Annotated in this window: 16 protein-coding genes, 1 tRNA gene, 2 rRNA genes, 1 other RNA gene and 1 other annotated feature; of the genes, 15 read left to right on the top strand and 5 right to left on the bottom strand. The window is 38.9% G+C overall.

Translation table 11 applies throughout. From position 1 onward, the window contains the following. Positions 1–92, top strand: a 5S ribosomal RNA gene (gene rrf / locus ACVBAX_RS24915); the annotation flags it as partial. Between the two features lie 52 nt (positions 93–144). Here the strand turns inward: rrf and ACVBAX_RS24910 are convergent. Then, positions 145–1,137 carry a YaaC family protein gene (locus ACVBAX_RS24910; RefSeq protein WP_447119597.1) on the bottom strand — a complete coding sequence of 331 codons (993 nt, stop codon included), beginning with the start codon at positions 1,135–1,137 and terminating at the stop codon, positions 145–147. A 75-nt stretch (positions 1,138–1,212) separates the two neighbouring features. On the opposite strand from ACVBAX_RS24910, the gene guaB reads away from it, so the two are divergent. The 6 genes from guaB to ACVBAX_RS24880 all read left to right on the top strand — a co-directional run bounded on the left by guaB (position 1,213) and on the right by ACVBAX_RS24880 (position 7,647). Then, positions 1,213–2,679 carry an IMP dehydrogenase gene (gene guaB / locus ACVBAX_RS24905; RefSeq protein ID WP_447119595.1) on the top strand — a complete coding sequence of 489 codons (1,467 nt, stop codon included), beginning with the start codon at positions 1,213–1,215 and terminating at the stop codon, positions 2,677–2,679. A gap of 206 nt (positions 2,680–2,885) precedes the next feature. After that, on the top strand, positions 2,886–4,181 hold the full coding sequence (locus ACVBAX_RS24900; protein WP_447119599.1) for a serine hydrolase: 1,296 nt from the start codon (positions 2,886–2,888) through the stop codon (positions 4,179–4,181). A 190-nt stretch (positions 4,182–4,371) separates the two neighbouring features. Beyond that, complete coding sequence (gene pdxS, locus ACVBAX_RS24895) at positions 4,372–5,253, top strand: pyridoxal 5'-phosphate synthase lyase subunit PdxS (RefSeq protein WP_251524291.1); 882 nt, start codon at positions 4,372–4,374, stop codon at positions 5,251–5,253. A gap of 10 nt (positions 5,254–5,263) precedes the next feature. Further along, positions 5,264–5,842, top strand: coding sequence for a pyridoxal 5'-phosphate synthase glutaminase subunit PdxT (gene pdxT, locus ACVBAX_RS24890; protein ID WP_447119593.1), 579 nt, complete (start codon positions 5,264–5,266; stop codon positions 5,840–5,842). Positions 5,843–5,900: 58 nt separating this feature from the next. Then, positions 5,901–6,121: a binding site (T-box leader), on the top strand. Positions 6,122–6,171: 50 nt separating this feature from the next. Next, positions 6,172–7,446: a serine--tRNA ligase gene (gene serS, locus ACVBAX_RS24885; protein ID WP_447119591.1), complete on the top strand. Its 1,275-nt coding sequence runs from the start codon at positions 6,172–6,174 to the stop codon at positions 7,444–7,446. Positions 7,447–7,554: 108 nt separating this feature from the next. Continuing rightward, positions 7,555–7,647 (top strand) — tRNA-Ser (locus ACVBAX_RS24880). Between the two features lie 115 nt (positions 7,648–7,762). Here ACVBAX_RS24880 and ACVBAX_RS24875 read toward each other — a convergent pair. The 4 genes from ACVBAX_RS24875 to ACVBAX_RS24860 all read right to left on the bottom strand — a co-directional run bounded on the left by ACVBAX_RS24875 (position 7,763) and on the right by ACVBAX_RS24860 (position 11,197). Beyond that, positions 7,763–8,431: a deoxynucleoside kinase gene (locus ACVBAX_RS24875; protein ID WP_447119589.1), complete on the bottom strand. Its 669-nt coding sequence runs from the start codon at positions 8,429–8,431 to the stop codon at positions 7,763–7,765. Beyond that, positions 8,415–9,068: a deoxynucleoside kinase gene (locus tag ACVBAX_RS24870; RefSeq protein ID WP_430777216.1), complete on the bottom strand. Its 654-nt coding sequence runs from the start codon at positions 9,066–9,068 to the stop codon at positions 8,415–8,417. Before ACVBAX_RS24870 ends, ACVBAX_RS24875 begins: the two co-directional genes overlap by 17 nt. A 186-nt stretch (positions 9,069–9,254) precedes the next feature. Continuing rightward, a complete protein-coding gene (locus tag ACVBAX_RS24865; RefSeq protein WP_447119586.1) occupies positions 9,255–10,538 on the bottom strand; it encodes a LysM peptidoglycan-binding domain-containing protein in 1,284 nt (427 codons plus the stop codon). Positions 10,539–10,657: 119 nt separating this feature from the next. Further along, a complete protein-coding gene (locus tag ACVBAX_RS24860; protein WP_447119584.1) occupies positions 10,658–11,197 on the bottom strand; it encodes an isochorismatase family cysteine hydrolase in 540 nt (179 codons plus the stop codon). Positions 11,198–11,302: 105 nt separating this feature from the next. Between ACVBAX_RS24860 and tadA the strand changes: the two genes are divergently transcribed. The 8 genes from tadA to ACVBAX_RS24820 form a co-directional block, all read left to right on the top strand. Further along, positions 11,303–11,803, top strand: a complete 501-nt coding sequence (tadA, locus tag ACVBAX_RS24855; RefSeq protein ID WP_430777219.1) for a tRNA adenosine(34) deaminase TadA — start codon at positions 11,303–11,305, stop codon at positions 11,801–11,803. Between the two features lie 93 nt (positions 11,804–11,896). Further along, an RNA gene (gene ffs / locus ACVBAX_RS24850) (signal recognition particle sRNA large type) lies at positions 11,897–12,161 on the top strand. A 145-nt stretch (positions 12,162–12,306) separates the two neighbouring features. Beyond that, positions 12,307–14,019: a DNA polymerase III subunit gamma/tau gene (dnaX, locus tag ACVBAX_RS24845; RefSeq protein WP_447119582.1), complete on the top strand. Its 1,713-nt coding sequence runs from the start codon at positions 12,307–12,309 to the stop codon at positions 14,017–14,019. 21 nt (positions 14,020–14,040) lie between these two features. Then, positions 14,041–14,361, top strand: coding sequence for a YbaB/EbfC family nucleoid-associated protein (locus ACVBAX_RS24840; RefSeq protein ID WP_066060132.1), 321 nt, complete (start codon positions 14,041–14,043; stop codon positions 14,359–14,361). Between the two features lie 15 nt (positions 14,362–14,376). Next, positions 14,377–14,973 carry a recombination mediator RecR gene (recR, locus tag ACVBAX_RS24835; protein ID WP_447119579.1) on the top strand — a complete coding sequence of 199 codons (597 nt, stop codon included), beginning with the start codon at positions 14,377–14,379 and terminating at the stop codon, positions 14,971–14,973. Positions 14,974–14,987: 14 nt separating this feature from the next. After that, entirely contained in the window at positions 14,988–15,206 is a 219-nt protein-coding gene (locus ACVBAX_RS24830) for a YaaL family protein (protein WP_447119577.1), read from the top strand. A 78-nt stretch (positions 15,207–15,284) separates the two neighbouring features. After that, entirely contained in the window at positions 15,285–15,548 is a 264-nt protein-coding gene (locus tag ACVBAX_RS24825) for a pro-sigmaK processing inhibitor BofA family protein (RefSeq protein ID WP_317458082.1), read from the top strand. Between the two features lie 305 nt (positions 15,549–15,853). Then, positions 15,854–15,914, top strand: a 16S ribosomal RNA gene (locus ACVBAX_RS24820); the annotation flags it as partial.

Raw genomic sequence — 15,914 nt, 5'->3', positions numbered from 1 at the left:
ACACCCGTTCCCATACCGAACACGGAAGTTAAGCTTTTCAGCGCCGATGGTAGTTGAGGGTTTCCCTCTGTGAGAGTAGGACGTCGCTAGGCAAAGAAAAAAGCACCTGAATGGGTGCTTTTTTTTGTTATATTTATATAATGATTATTTCTTCATCATTAAATATTGATATACAAGAAAGGGACCTTTGTCCAAACTGACTTGTAAAAACGATTGAATGAATGGGAAGTCTTTGTTCGGCATGGTCTTTACTAGCTCACTCCACCACTCCGTTTCGTAGCGAGCAATCATGCTGAGATTATACAGCAATAAGTAATGAATAAGTAATTCATTATATTGAAGTAAATTTCCTTTTGTTAAAGAAAGGGAGAAATAGTTATCTACCAGATTATATTTTAATATAGAAAAGGATGATAGCTTTTTTCCAGCTAACTCAAAACAAAGGCTCTCATTCAAACGATCACTACATACGAAATCGCCATTCGTTTTTGTTTGGAAAAACTCAGCGAACCGATCACTAGTCATATGAAAGGTATCAAGAGCTACCTCAGGGATATGAATGTCTGATCCTTTATTTCCAACGGGCAAGAAAGTTCTCTTACCTACAAGCTCTTCAAAAAGACTAGTGAGCTCTGGAATTTGCATTAAGAGATCATTCATTGTTGTTTTTTCCCCTTCCAATTGTTTCATGTGAAACAATCGTTCTCCAATATGAGGAAACAATCCGGTCTTTTGAAATTTTACTTCATCTTGAAAAAAATGATATTGTTGTTTTTTTCTCTTCCTAGTTGAAACTCCATGGGCAAGTACAGAGGTCGTTTCAGGATAATTTGGGTCTACAGTTAAAATACATGCCTTTAATAAGTGTACAAGACCATAGAAGATTAGAATAGGCTGGATGATGAGTGGCGAGTTCCTTGCCTGTTCATAATATACCTGTCCATGCTCAAGATAATAAATAAAAGGGTAGCAGTTCTCATAACTTTTTTGTTCAGCATCTGAAAGCGCTAAATCTTGGTAACATTTTTTTAAATAATGCTGTGTCGAATCGGCTGAAAAAAAGAGAGAAAATGAGTTCAAATTAGCATAAGGGAAAATCAAATTACTAACCTCCAAATTAATTGAAAAATCAAACATATTGAACAGTTCTTGACAGTATTTTAACCAATTGATAACCTACTAATAATATTTTCGAGTAGGGGGGCAATATTTATGTGGGAAAATAAGTTTGTTAAAGAGGGTTTAACCTTCGACGATGTATTGTTAGTGCCTGCAAAATCAGAAGTACTTCCTAGAGATGTGAGCTTACAAGTTCACTTAACAGAAAAAATCAAGCTAAACATTCCAATGATTAGCGCTAGTATGGACACAGTAACAGAAGCAGAGATGGCTATTGCTATGGCGAGACAAGGTGGAATTGGTATTATCCATAAAAATATGTCCATTGAACAGCAAGCCGACCAAGTGGATAAGGTTAAACGTTCAGAAAGTGGAGTTATCACGGATCCTTTCTTTTTGACTCCAGATCAACAAGTTTTTGATGCCGAACATCTTATGGGGAAATACCGAATCTCAGGTGTTCCAATTGTTAATAACGATGAGGATCAAAAGTTAGTTGGTATTCTAACAAATCGTGATTTACGCTTCATCCAAGACTACTCGATAAAAATTTCGGATGTAATGACAAAGGAAAACTTAGTTACAGCTCCTGTAGGAACAACATTAGAAGAAGCTGAAAGCATTTTACAAAAGTATAAAATTGAAAAGCTTCCACTGGTTGACAGTGAAGGAGTTCTTAAAGGATTAATTACAATCAAAGATATTGAAAAAGTAATCGAGTTCCCTAATTCTGCAAAAGATGAGCAAGGCCGTTTATTGGTTGGTGCAGCAGTAGGTGTAACAACGGATACAATGAAACGCGCTGAGATGCTTGTAAGAGCTCAAGTAGATGTACTAGTTATAGATACGGCACATGGTCACTCTAAAGGCGTTATTGACATGGTTAGATCCATTAGAGAGGCATTCCCTGATATCGCTATTATTGCAGGTAATGTAGCTACAGCAGAAGCAACAAGAGAGCTTATTGAAGCTGGGGCAGATATCGTGAAAGTAGGTATTGGACCAGGTTCTATCTGTACAACAAGGGTAGTTGCAGGTGTAGGTGTACCGCAAATTACAGCTGTATATGATTGTGCAACAGAAGCAAGAAAGCATGGAAAAGCAGTTATCGCTGATGGAGGAATTAAATATTCTGGAGATATTGTAAAAGCTTTAGCAGCTGGTGGACATGCTGTTATGCTTGGAAGCTTATTAGCTGGTGTGACAGAAAGCCCAGGAGAAACAGAAATCTTCCAAGGCAGACGTTTCAAAGTCTATCGTGGTATGGGTTCAGTAGCAGCAATGGAAAAGGGATCGAAGGACCGTTATTTCCAAGAAGACAATAAGAAGTTTGTTCCAGAGGGAATTGAAGGACGACTTCCATACAAGGGGCCATTAACAGATACGATCTATCAATTGATTGGTGGATTACGTTCTGGAATGGGGTATTGTGGAACAAAGAATCTACAGGAACTAAGAGAAAACTCACAGTTTATTCGAATGACAGGAGCAGGTCTTCGTGAAAGCCATCCACATGATGTTCAAATCACAAAAGAAGCACCTAACTATTCACTTTCTTAAGATTTCCTGAGACTTTAGAACGAAGAGATTACAAGTATTTTTACAAGACAGAGTGACCTTTCTCTGTCTATTTTTTTTGTAATTTATATGGTAAACTGTACAAGGTGCAAAAAAGTAAGAATCATGTCGAAATGATTTTCATAGAGTAATTGACAAAGATGGAGGTAAGTTCATTGTATCGTTTAAAAAATATTTCAATCTGGGTAATGACCTTGACAATAGCATTCACATTATCGTTTGCAACAAGTGTTTCACCCGTAAAGGCAGAAGAGGATCCACTTGGAATTACTGCGGAAGCAGCTATTCTACTTGATGCAGAAACTGGGAAGATTCTTTATGCAAAAAACATAGATGTTGTACTTGGTGTCGCATCTATGTCGAAAATGATGACTGAATACCTTCTGCTTGAAGCAATTGATGAAGGTAAGATTAAATGGGATCAAAAGGTGAAAATTAATGCGTATGTTCATGAACTATCAGGTGCGCCTGGACTTTCCAACGTTGGGTTAACTGAAGGAGAAGATTATACGGTTGAAGAGCTTTATCAAGCAATGGCCATTCATTCTGGGAATGCTGCCACTGTCGCATTAGCAGAACTAATGGCCGGATCTGAAACAAATTTCATCACACTTATGAATAAAAAGGCTGAAGAACTACAATTAGGGGATTATAAGTTTGTTAATTCAAGTGGACTTAATAACAGCAGTTTATTAGGAAATCACCCAGCTGGTGGGGCTGATGAGGAAAATGTAATGTCAGCTAGAGCAACTGCTAAGCTTGCTTACCATTTAATAAATGATTATCCTGAAGTCATTGAAACGGCAAAAATGCCTGAACTTCAATTCAGAGATGGTCGAACATATAAGAATTTTAACTGGATGCTACCAGGTCTTATTTTCGAATATGCGGGTGTAGATGGATTAAAAACAGGCTCAACTGACTTTGCAGGAGCTGGGTTTACAGCAACCGCTGAAAAAGACGGACAACGTGTGATTGCGGTTGTGATGAAAGCTGCTACAAAGGACGAACGTTTTACAGAAATGAGAAAAATATTAGATTATGCTTTCGGTAACTTTACGGAAGAAGAAATCGTTGAAAAAGGGTATCAAGTAAAGGGACAAAAGACGTTACCAGTAACAAAAGGGAAAGAAGACGAAGTATCCATTGAGTCAAAGGAAAGCATCTCCATGGTCGTTAAAAATGGGGAAAAGGATCAGTACAAAACGGTATTAAAATTAGATGAAGATAAGCTGAATGGAGACGGAGAGCTAACGGCTCCAATAAAAAAAGGTGATAAGGTGGGAACACTCACGATTGAGCCCATCGAAGGTGAAGGATTAGGGTTCCTTACTGAATCTGGCCAAAAGCAAATTACTGTTGACGTTATCGCTACAGAAGATGTAGAGAAAGCTAACTGGTTTGTTTTAATGACGCGCGGAATTGGAGGCTTTTTTGGAAACCTATGGGACAGTGCCTCTTCAGCTGTTAAAGGAATATTTTAAATAAAGAGATTATTTCCTTGTAAATAAGGGCTTCCTGTCTTGACAGGAAGCTCTTTTTATTGTTTATTAACGAATAGGGAAAAAGATTAATTTCGATTGAATTCGTTATGCTTTCCTTTTTTTAGTAGCTACATATGGAGACATAATTTACCCATCTAATGTAGATGGTAATAATGAAAGGGGATCAAGTATGAAAACAGGTACAGATCGAGTTAAACGTGGTATGGCAGAAATGCAAAAAGGCGGCGTCATTATGGACGTTGTTAACGCAGAGCAAGCAAAAATTGCTGAAGAAGCTGGTGCTGTTGCAGTTATGGCGCTTGAAAGAGTGCCTTCAGATATTCGTGCGGCTGGTGGAGTAGCTCGTATGGCTGATCCACGTATTATGGAAGAAGTAATGAATGCTGTTTCTATTCCTGTAATGGCTAAAGCACGTATTGGACATATTGTAGAGGCTCGTATTTTAGAAGCAATGGGTGTTGACTACATCGATGAGAGCGAAGTATTAACTCCAGCTGATGAAGAATATCATCTGTACAAGAGTGACTTTACAGTTCCTTTTGTATGTGGATGTCGTGATCTAGGGGAAGCAGCACGTCGTATTGGTGAAGGTGCATCTATGCTTCGTACGAAAGGTGAGCCTGGAACTGGAAATATCGTAGAGGCTGTTCGACATATGCGTCAAGTAAATGCTCAAGTACGTAAAGTTGTAGGAATGAATGTGGACGAGCTTATGACAGAAGCTAAGCTTCTAGGAGCGCCATTTGAGCTTCTTCTTCAAATTAAGGAGTTAGGCCGTTTACCGGTTGTTAACTTCGCAGCTGGTGGGGTTGCAACGCCTGCAGATGCTGCCTTAATGATGGAGCTAGGTGCTGATGGAGTTTTCGTAGGATCAGGAATCTTTAAATCAGATAATCCAGCTAAGTTTGCTCGTGCGATTGTAGAAGCAACAACACATTACCAAGACTACAAATTAATTGCTGAGCTTTCAAAAGAGCTTGGAACGCCAATGAAGGGTATTGAAATCTCTTCTTTAGCTCCAGAAGCTCGTATGCAAGACCGTGGATGGTAAGGTGAACAAAATGGTTAAAGTAGGAGTACTAGGCCTTCAAGGAGCTGTACGTGAGCATGTACGCTCCATTGAAGAGAGTGGGGCAGAAGCTGTTGTAATCAAAACAAAAGAGCAGCTAGAAGAAGTAGATGGGTTGATTATGCCTGGTGGAGAAAGTACAACGATGCGCCGCTTAATCGATAAGTACGATTTTATGGGGAGCCTTAAGGAGTTTGCGCAATCAGGAAAACCAATGTTCGGAACTTGTGCAGGACTTATCTTAATGGCTAAGGAGCTGGTTGGTTACGATCAACCTCATATTGGTGCGATGGATGTAAAAGTGGAGCGAAATTCATTTGGACGCCAACGTGAAAGCTTTGAAGCAGAGTTGGATATTGCTGGTGTTGGTGGAAACTACCCAGCGGTCTTTATTCGTGCCCCACATATTGTTGCTGCAGGTGAGAATGTTGAAATCCTTGCGAAACATGAAAATCGCATTGTTTTTGCTAGAGAGGGACAATTCCTTGGTTGCTCCTTTCACCCAGAATTAACAGAGGATCACCGTATCACACAGTATTTTATCAATATGATAAAAGAAGCGAAAAAATAAATATAATCCGGTTGCATCTTGGAAATAATTGTAGTAAAGTACTATAAAAATAAATAATTGTAATACATTGAGAGGAATTAGTAGCAGGAGAGCTATTTTTTAGAGAGCCGATGGTTGGTGGAAATCGGTAAATGGTGCTTGTGAATCCATCCTTGAGTGAAGTATGGAAAGCTTATCTTGTGAGTAAGTACTTCCGGTTAAAAACCGTTATTTATTTAAGGTGGAAGGGGAATGATCCCTTCAACTAGGGTGGCAACGCGGGTAACTCTCGTCCCTTTTATAGGGACGGGAGTTTTTTGTTTGCTGAAAATTATAAAGGAGGAAGCAATATGTTAGATTTAAAATTTTTACGTGCAAATTTTGAAGAAGTGAAGGCAAAGCTTCAGCATCGTGGAGAAGATTTAACTGATTTAGGAAAATTTGAAGAGTTGGATCGTACGCGTAGAGAGTTAATTTTAGAAGTAGAACAACTGAAAAGTAAGCGTAACGAAGTTTCTCACCAAGTGGCGGTGCTGAAGAGAGAAAAGCAGGATGCAGACCAATTAATTGCTGAGATGAAAGAAGTAGGAGATAAAATTAAAGGATTAGATGATCAATTACGTGATGTTGAGGAAACATTAGAGAAGCTTCTACTGAGCATTCCAAATATCCCGCATGAAAGTGTCCCTGTTGGTGAAACAGAGGATGATAATGTTGAAATTCGTAAATGGGGAGAGATTCCAAGCTTTGATTTTGAGCCAAAGCCGCATTGGGATGTAGCAGATAGTCTAGGAATTGTAGACTTTGAACGAGCGGGCAAAGTTACGGGAAGCCGTTTCGTCTTTTATAAGGGGTTAGGTGCTAAATTAGAGCGTGCCTTGTTTAATTTTATGCTAGATTTGCATACTGAAGAGCATGGTTATGAAGAGGTTCTACCTCCATACATCGTTAACCGTGCTAGCATGACCGGAACAGGACAGCTTCCGAAATTTGAAGAAGATGCCTTCCGAATTGAAAGTGAGGATTTTTTCTTAATACCAACAGCAGAAGTTCCTGTAACGAATTTACATCGTGATGAAATTTTAAGTGGTGAGGATTTACCCATTAACTATGCAGCCTTTAGTGCTTGCTTCCGCTCTGAGGCAGGATCTGCTGGTAGAGATACAAGAGGATTGATTCGCCAACATCAGTTTAACAAAGTGGAGCTTGTAAAGTTTGTTAAGCCTGAGGATTCATACGAAGAGCTTGAAAAATTAACAGGACATGCAGAAAAGGTATTACAGCTTTTGGGACTACCATATCGAGTATTAAGTATGTGTACAGGAGATCTTGGCTTTACGGCAGCGAAAAAATACGATATTGAAGTTTGGATTCCGAGTTATGAAACGTATCGTGAGATTTCTTCTTGTAGTAATTTTGAGAGCTTTCAAGCACGTCGAGCTAATATTCGTTTTAGACGTGAAGCGAAAGGAAAACCAGAGGCTGTGCATACACTGAATGGTTCAGGTCTAGCGATTGGTCGTACGGTGGCGGCAATCCTAGAAAACTTCCAGCAAGCGGATGGTAGTGTGGTCATTCCGGAAGTGTTACGTCCGTATATGGGGAACCGTGAAGTGATAAAATAAGTCTAACGGCTATATGTTAAGCGGGTGGAAACATCCGCTCGATATTTTTTTAAAAAAAGTTGACTTCGTTTTTTGTACATGCTATATTATAACTTGTCGATGAGATACGGAGGTATACCCAAGTCCGGCTGAAGGGATCGGTCTTGAAAACCGACAGGCGGGTCAAACCGCGCGGGGGTTCGAATCCCTCTACCTCCTCCATCTAATTGAAATGAACCATTGCGCATAAAATGGAGATTGAAAACCGCTTGTGATTACACAGCGGTTTTTTTGCGTATAAAAATAGTTATAAAAAAAACCGCTGAAAATTCAGCGATTATCTTTTTAGTAATTGTGATTGCTTTATATGATTGGAAATACGTTCAATCACTGGTTCAATAGAGGACTCATCATCCCTGATGTCGTAATCATTAATATTAATACGTAATACTGGACATGCCGAGAATGAGTTAATCCAGTCTTCGTAACGTTGATGCATTTCATTCCAATAATCAATCGGAGTTTGTTGTTCCATTGGACGTCCACGCTCTTTAATTCTACCAATGATGTCATCAATGGATCCTTCTAGGTAAATAAGTAGATCTGGATGAGGGAAATAAGGTGTCATGACCATGGCCTCGAAAAGGCTCGTATAGGTTTCGTAATCTACCTTAGACATCGTCCCTTTTTCAAAATGCATTTTTGCAAAAATTCCTGTATCTTCATAAATCGAACGGTCTTGAATAAATCCCCCACCATATTCGAAGATACGCTTTTGTTCTTTAAATCGCTCTGCAAGGAAGTATACTTGCAAGTGAAAGCTCCATCTATTAAAGTCAGCATAAAATTTATCCAAGTAAGGATTCGTATCTACTTTTTCAAAGGAGGTACGAAAATCAAGCGCATTAGCAAGAGCGTTCGTCATCGTAGACTTCCCAACTCCCACTGTCCCTGCAATCGTAATAACTGAGTTAGCAGGTATTCCGTATTTAGTTCGAAGGTTCATGATTACATACTCCTTTTTCTAACGATGTTGTTAATTGGTTAATAATCCTGTCTAGGTCATTCTTGTTTTTTACAAAGTCTAGCTCGTCTCCGCTAAATCGTAAAACAGGTATTTCAGGATGCAATTTTTCAAACTCACTTATCGCATGATCATAATCAATAGATAGTTGCTCAAGATAAAGAGGGCTTATGTTCTTCTCAATTTCCCGACCGCGCATTTTGATCCGAGATAAGAGAGTATCTAAACTTGCATGTAAATAGATGATGACGTTTGGCTTTGGCATATCTCTAGTTAATATTTGGTAAATGTTAAAATACTTATCATACTCTTCGGTACTTAATGTACGCTGTGCAAAAATAAGGTTTTTAAATATATGATAATCGGCTACGACCGGTTCGTTTTTGGTTAGATATAATTTCTGAATGTCTCCGAGTTGCTTGTATCGGTTACATAAGAAAAACATCTCTGTTTGAAAGCTCCACTCTTCAATATTTTCATAAAATTTCCCTAAAAACGGATTTTCATCAACGATCTCACGAAGTAATGCAAATTGGAAGTGATCAGAAATCACCTTGGCTAATGATGTTTTGCCCACACCAATTGGTCCCTCTACCGTGATAAAAGGCGTTTCCCCCATGGCTTGTCCTCCTTACAGCTTATCTCCTAAGGTGGTATTTCCATCTATATTAAAATAATTATTTTTATGAGACAAAGTACATTTTATCACAGATAGGTCTGATAGGAATATGGAATTATTTCTTGTTTTCCATATTGAAAATATTAGTAAAAAAATAGCAGCTATAATAGCTGCTATCGTTACGCCTTATCTTTTTACAACGTTAAAATTCTCTACAATGAGTAACCAGTTTTGTGGAAATGCGAGTCCGAGCTTCCAATAACTCATTCCACGAAGGTTTAACTCTTTAATCAAGTCGAATTTTGCTTGAATCGAACGGGCATCTTCAAACCAAACTTCGTGTTGCTTACCTTCTTGGTCCCTGTATCTAAAAAAAGGTGCTTGAGCGGTTGTATCATACTGAATGGCAACATTATTCGTTGCGGCAAGTTGGATCGCTTGCTGAGGACTTACTGCTTTTGCTACCGTTCCTTGGACGAATGGAAGCGTCCAATCATAACCATATAAATTTTGTCCCATCATGATTTTGGAAGCTGGGATTTCTGTTAAAGCATATTCAATTACCTTTCTTACAGGTCCAATAGGGGAAACAGCCATTGCTGGACCACCGCTATAGCCCCATTCATAGGTCATTATAACAACAAAGTCAACAATTTCCCCATGGGCTCGGTAATCATGAGCCTCATACCATTCGCCTTTTTGTTCACGGCTAGTTTTTGGAGCTAAGGCCGTTGAAAGCAGCCACCCCTCAGCTTGGAAACGTGCCTTTGCTTTCCGTAAAAAACGATTGTATGCCTCACGGTCCGCTGGTCGCAAGAATTCAAAATCAAAATGTATGTCTCTGAAATTATACTTTTTAGCGGTTGCTACAATATTATTTAAAAACCGATCCTGAATAGGGATGTCATTTAACAGGATTCTACCTAGTTCTGCATTAAATTGGTCATTTTCCTGATTGGTTATGACCATCATGAGTACATTGTTATTGGCCCTTGCAATGGCAGGAAAGTTATTTAACAGGGGTTCTTTGAGAGATCCGTCTCTTAAAGCTTGAAAGCTGAAAGGAGCTAAGTAAGTTAAATAAGGTGCTGCTTCTCGTGCACTTTCCTCAAGGACTGGTGCAACTGTCGTTCCTCTAGGCTCTACATAGGCATTAAATTCTGCATTCCTTCTTGTTCTTCGCGGGATATATAATCTGAGACCAATACGTAATGGCTGAGTGGGAGAAAGGCGGTTTACTTGTGCGAGTTGTTGATAAGAGATTCCAAATTTCTGTGCTATGGACCAGAGGCTGTCACCAGATTGTACCCAATAGAAGCTGCCGACGATTGGTATAACTAACGTTTGCCCAATAACCAAGTCATTGGGGTTAGGAATTTCATTTGCCTCAATTAAATCATTTACCGTTGTGGAATATGCTTGAGCAATTCCGTAAAGCGATTGGTTTGGCTGCACGACATGAATTTGCATGTTTTTCCCTCCTAGATGAATCGAGCAAACCATAAGAATAATGGTGTTCACTCCAAATAGTGATATTGAACGCTATCACCATCTTATGAGGGAAAGAAATCATTCATGTTACATAATTCTTAAATAGGGTCAATCTTGCCTTTTAAAACATTTTTGACCATTTTTAAGGAGTACTCATTGTCTTGGTCGTCAGCAGAAGCGATTGCATTGTGAGGAACATGTATGGAATATTCCCTCATATATGCATCATTTGCGGTAAAAAGTACACATATGTTTCCGGCAATTCCTGTAATGACAAGAGAACGTACATTCAACTGGTACAGTAGAGTGTTAAGAGCGGTACCGAAAAAAGCGGAATGTTTCGGTTTAATAAGAAAAAGATCGTCTGGACAGGGTTGAATGATATGAATAATTTCTTTGCTTAAGGAGTTTTCACAATGGTTAATGATACGTGTAACATCCGCTTGCCAAAGATTATAATGATCATTTATATAAATAATAGGCCGCTTTTCTTTTGTAAACTGTTCCTTTAGTTTTCGAATATTTTTAGCGATGGGTAAAGTTTTCTTTGCTAGTACTTCACCGTTACTGAAGTCAAAGTTATTTATCATATCAATAATTAAAAGAGCTGTTTGACTCGTATTTTTATATATGCCCATGAACCTTCCTCACTTTCCTTTTTCATCTTTAGCGTGTGAAGGTTGTATTTTTCTATACATTTGGAGATGATGGATAAAATGAACGAAAGGATTTTATAAGTGCAAATGAATGATGAAACATATATGTTGGAAGCAATAAAGGAAGCAAAAAAGGCAGAACAGTTGCAGGAAGTACCCATAGGAGCTGTGATCGTCATCAAAGATCAAATTGTGGCAAGAGCACATAATCTGCGAGAAACAAGACAGAGTGCGGTTGCTCATGCAGAATTGCTTGCTATAGAAAAAGCTTGTGAGGAAATGGGGACATGGAGGCTTGAAGGGGCAACTCTATATGTGACGTTGGAGCCATGTCCGATGTGTGCTGGAGCAATTATTATGTCACGAGTTGAAAAGGTTGTATTTGGAGCCAGTGACCCAAAAGGCGGGTGTGCTGGAACATTTATGAACTTATTAACTGACGAAAGATTTAATCATCAAAGTGAAGTGTGCTCAGGTGTGCTAGAAAAGGAATGTGGCGAGCTATTAAGCAATTTCTTTCGAAGTATTCGGCTAAAGAAGAAAGAAGAAAAAAAGAAAAGAAATGCTGCGAAAAACGACTTACAGTAATTTACAGTTGTAAAACATTGATTTTTAGAAGGAAAGAAAGTATACTAAATTATGCGTCGTCAAAGACGCACTTTAAATTAGGTTTCAATTTTGCCGTGCTAGGTGGGGAGGTAGCGGTGTCCTGTACTCGCAATCCGCTCTAGCGAGACTGAATCCCTTCCCGAGGCTGGTTGCCTGTAGGGTCTGCCTTAAGCAAGTGGTGTTGACGCCCGGGTCCTGCGCAATGGGAATCCATGAACCATGTCAGGTCCGGAAGGAAGCAGCATTAAGTGGACGCTCCCATGTGCCGCGGGGTTGCCTGGGCCGAGCTAACTACTTAAGTAACGCTTATGGGCGCCAGTCGACGGAAGGTGCACGGCAGTTAAATCATAATAGCAAACTCATCTCTTCTACAAGAGGTGAGTTTTTTGCATATATAGGTTAAGTTTTCTTAAACAGCCTTTGTAAAAAGGATTTTCTTTACGTTATAATAGTAAAGACCATATATAGGAGGGGGCTCGTCTGTGGCTTACCAAGCTCTATATCGTGTTTGGCGTCCTCAAACATTTATTGATGTCGTTGGACAAGAACATGTAACAAAGACTTTGCAAAATGCCCTGCTTCAGCAGAAAATCTCACATGCATATTTGTTTTCTGGACCAAGAGGGACAGGGAAAACAAGTGCGGCAAAGATTTTTGCAAAAGCGGTTAACTGTGAAAATTCGCCCGCAAACGAACCATGTAATGTGTGTCCTGCTTGCTTAGGTATTACGGATGGAACGATTCCTGATGTCATTGAAATAGATGCGGCTTCTAACAATGGGGTCGAGGAAATAAGAGACATAAGAGACAAAGTGAAATTTGCTCCAAGTTCTGTGAAGTACAAGGTCTATATCGTCGATGAAGTCCATATGCTTTCTATCGGAGCGTTCAATGCATTACTTAAGACTTTGGAGGAACCGCCAAGACATGTCATCTTTATATTAGCTACAACAGAACCTCATAAAATCCCACTTACCATCATCTCAAGGTGTCAGCGGTTTGATTTTAAGAGGATATCTGCTCATTCGATTGTCAATCGAATGAAGACAATTGTAGATGAAACAGGTGTTCGTTATGAGGAAAAAGCGTTACAAGTTGTCGCAAGAGCGGCAGAAGGTGGAATGCGTGATGCACTTAGCTTACTTGATCAGGCCATTTCGTTTAGCCGTGATGAAGTAACAGTAGAAGATGCATTAACAGTTACCGGTTCTGTTTCTCAAGGGTTGTTAAACCAGTTGGCTACAGCCATAAAAGAAAGAGATGCAGCAAAAGCATTGGAAGCGCTAGAGGAGCTATTATTTTTAGGTAAGGATCCGTCAAGATTTATTGAGGACTTTATCCTTTATTACCGTGATATGCTTCTTTTCAAGGCCGCTCCAAATTTAGAGGAATCATTCGAACGAGTATTACTTGATGAAGAATTTAAGCAATTAGCCGAAGCTGTTAATCAAGAGGATATCTATCAGATTATTGAGACGTTAAATAAATCTCAACAGGAGATGCGCTGGACAAACCATCCTCGCATATTTTTAGAAGTAGCAGTAGTGAAACTTTGCCAAATGAAAGTTAAGGATAGTGTTAAACAAATGAATTCAACTGAGATTGATTCTTTGTTGAGTAAAATATCTAGCCTTGAGGAACAACTTTCAGATCTTAGGAAAAATGGTATTGCGGTTACGAATGATCAAGCTGCTAATACAGGGAGTCAAGCAAAACCAGCTCGTACCTCACGAAGAGGGTTCCAGGCACCAACAGGGAAAATAAATGAGATCCTAAAGAGTGCCACAAAACCTGATTTAACGCTTGTAAAAAGCAAATGGGGAGAATTGTTAGGGAAACTTGTATATAATCAAATGAGATCACAAGCGGCATTACTAAACGAGGCAGAACCAGTAGCAGCTTCAACAACCGCATTGGTGATTAGTTTTAAATATGAGATTCATTGTCAAATGGCTATGGATAACGATCGATTCTTAACGGTCTTATCCGATTTAACCCAAGAATTAATAGGACGTCGTTTATCCGTTGTTGGAGTCCCAGAGGAACAATGGCAGACGATCCGTGCTGGATTTATTAAAACAAACCGTGATGGGGAATCTGATCAAGGGGATTTAGTAAAAGAGAATGAAGAAGACCCAGTTGTTTCAGAAGCTATCAAACTTTTTGGAAGCGAACTAGTTGAAATTAAAGAATAAATGACATGGAGGATGAAAAAAATGCGTGGAATGGGTAATATGCAAAATATGATGAAACAAATGCAAAAGATGCAAAAGAAAATGGCTCAAGCTCAAGAGGAGCTAGGAGAAAAGAGAATTGAAGGAACAGCTGGTGGGGGAATGGTAACGGTTATTGTTTCCGGACATAAAGAAGTTCTAGAAGTAAATATCAAGGAAGAAGTAGTAGATCCTGAAGATATTGATATGCTTCAAGATTTAGTACTTGCTGCTACAAACGATGCCCTAAAGAAGGCGGAAGAACTAACGAACAATACGATGGGACAATTCACTAAAGGAATGAACCTTCCTGGAATGTTCTAATTAGGGGGTTAAAAAGTGCATTATCCTGAACCAATATCAAAGCTCATAGACAGCTTTATGAAACTGCCAGGAATCGGTCCGAAAACGGCTGCTCGACTGGCGTTTTTTGTGCTTAGTATGAAGGAAGACACTGTCCTTGATTTTGCAAAGGCACTTGTAAACGCGAAAAGAAATTTAAGTTATTGTTCGGTTTGTGGACATATAACCGATCAAGATCCTTGTTATATTTGTGAGGACCAAAGACGAGATCGAAAAATCATTTGTGTTGTGCAAGATCCAAAAGATGTTATAGCAATGGAAAAAATGAAAGAATACAGCGGTTTATATCATGTCCTTCAAGGAGCGATATCACCTATGGATGGTATTGGACCAGAAGATATTAATATTCCTGATTTATTAAAAAGACTACAAGATGAAGAAGTTCAGGAGATTATACTAGCTACAAACCCAAATATTGAGGGTGAAGCAACCGCAATGTATATTTCACGTCTACTTAAGCCGACTGGCATCAAGATCACTCGTATAGCTCATGGTCTACCAGTAGGTGGAGATTTGGAATATGCAGATGAGGTCACGTTATCGAAAGCACTCGAAGGAAGAAGAGAAGTATAAAGTGGGGAATGTATATGTTTTTTCGACGTAAGGGTTGGTTAAGAAAAGAATTTAATGATCAACTTATCTCTCAAATGGAGCAGCTTAAAACAAGCTGGAATAATCAGAAGACGTTGTTAAAAAAAAGCTTCGATCCTTCAGAAGATATTATTTGTCAGACGAAAATTTCTGAAGCTAAGTACTTTTTCCTCTTTAAAGAAGCCAAGCATAGAAATATTAAGATTGACCGGTAAGTAAATAACAAGCCACGTTCTTTTTCTTTTAGCTTGTACATATATTGTTACTACAAGTGATAAGAGGGGGATCATACTGTGGAGCCGGTAATTGTTATTTCTGTTCTTGGTGGACTAATTGTTTTATTACTATTGATGGGCACACCGTTGAAACCAATTCGTATAATAGGACAAGGCTTAATCAAAATTTTGATAGGGGCATTATTTCTATTCTTCCTTAACGCGTTTGGTAATCAGTTTAATATACATGTGCCTATCAATTTAATGACTTCTGCTATATCAGGCTTTTTAGGTCTACCTGGGTTAGCAGCTTTAGTGGCCGTTCAATTATGGATTTTATAAGCTGATGAAATAAATCACTCTAAGGTGATTTATTTTTTTTGAAGATGAAAGTTATAAAAAATGTATTTTTGCTGTTGACCAGATAGGTGAATGGTGATATTATAGTTTAAGTCGCCACGAGGTAATGAAAAAAATAACTTAAAAAAGTTGTTGACATTACAATGTGGAAGTGATATTCTAATTAAGTCGCCTACGAGCGATGGTAATTGTTCTTTGAAAACTAAACAAATCATACGTCAACAAAAATGATTAGTGTTGAAAAATACACTAGCCAACGTTTTAACTTTAAGAGCTAATCTTACTCTTTATTGGAGAGTTTGATCCTGGCTCAGGACGAACGCTGGCGGCGTGCCTAATACATGCAAG

Source organism: Robertmurraya sp. GLU-23, assembly GCF_052983275.1.
The sequence above is the reverse complement of the archived record's forward strand: the minus strand, read 5'-3'. Positions and strand labels throughout refer to the sequence as shown.

Coding starts and splice junctions, on each gene's coding strand:
- ACVBAX_RS24865 (WP_447119586.1), bottom strand. CDS start 10,538: ATGCAAATTCATGTCGTGCAGCCAAACCAATCGCTTTACGGAATTGCT.
- pdxT (WP_447119593.1), top strand. CDS start 5,264: ATGGTTAAAGTAGGAGTACTAGGCCTTCAAGGAGCTGTACGTGAGCAT.
- ACVBAX_RS24900 (WP_447119599.1), top strand. CDS start 2,886: ATGACCTTGACAATAGCATTCACATTATCGTTTGCAACAAGTGTTTCA.
- serS (WP_447119591.1), top strand. CDS start 6,172: ATGTTAGATTTAAAATTTTTACGTGCAAATTTTGAAGAAGTGAAGGCA.
- ACVBAX_RS24840 (WP_066060132.1), top strand. CDS start 14,041: ATGCGTGGAATGGGTAATATGCAAAATATGATGAAACAAATGCAAAAG.
- ACVBAX_RS24910 (WP_447119597.1), bottom strand. CDS start 1,137: ATGTTTGATTTTTCAATTAATTTGGAGGTTAGTAATTTGATTTTCCCT.
- ACVBAX_RS24875 (WP_447119589.1), bottom strand. CDS start 8,431: ATGAACCTTCGAACTAAATACGGAATACCTGCTAACTCAGTTATTACG.
- ACVBAX_RS24870 (WP_430777216.1), bottom strand. CDS start 9,068: ATGGGGGAAACGCCTTTTATCACGGTAGAGGGACCAATTGGTGTGGGC.
- ACVBAX_RS24830 (WP_447119577.1), top strand. CDS start 14,988: ATGTTTTTTCGACGTAAGGGTTGGTTAAGAAAAGAATTTAATGATCAA.
- pdxS (WP_251524291.1), top strand. CDS start 4,372: ATGAAAACAGGTACAGATCGAGTTAAACGTGGTATGGCAGAAATGCAA.
- ACVBAX_RS24860 (WP_447119584.1), bottom strand. CDS start 11,197: ATGGGCATATATAAAAATACGAGTCAAACAGCTCTTTTAATTATTGAT.
- tadA (WP_430777219.1), top strand. CDS start 11,303: ATGAATGATGAAACATATATGTTGGAAGCAATAAAGGAAGCAAAAAAG.
- guaB (WP_447119595.1), top strand. CDS start 1,213: ATGTGGGAAAATAAGTTTGTTAAAGAGGGTTTAACCTTCGACGATGTA.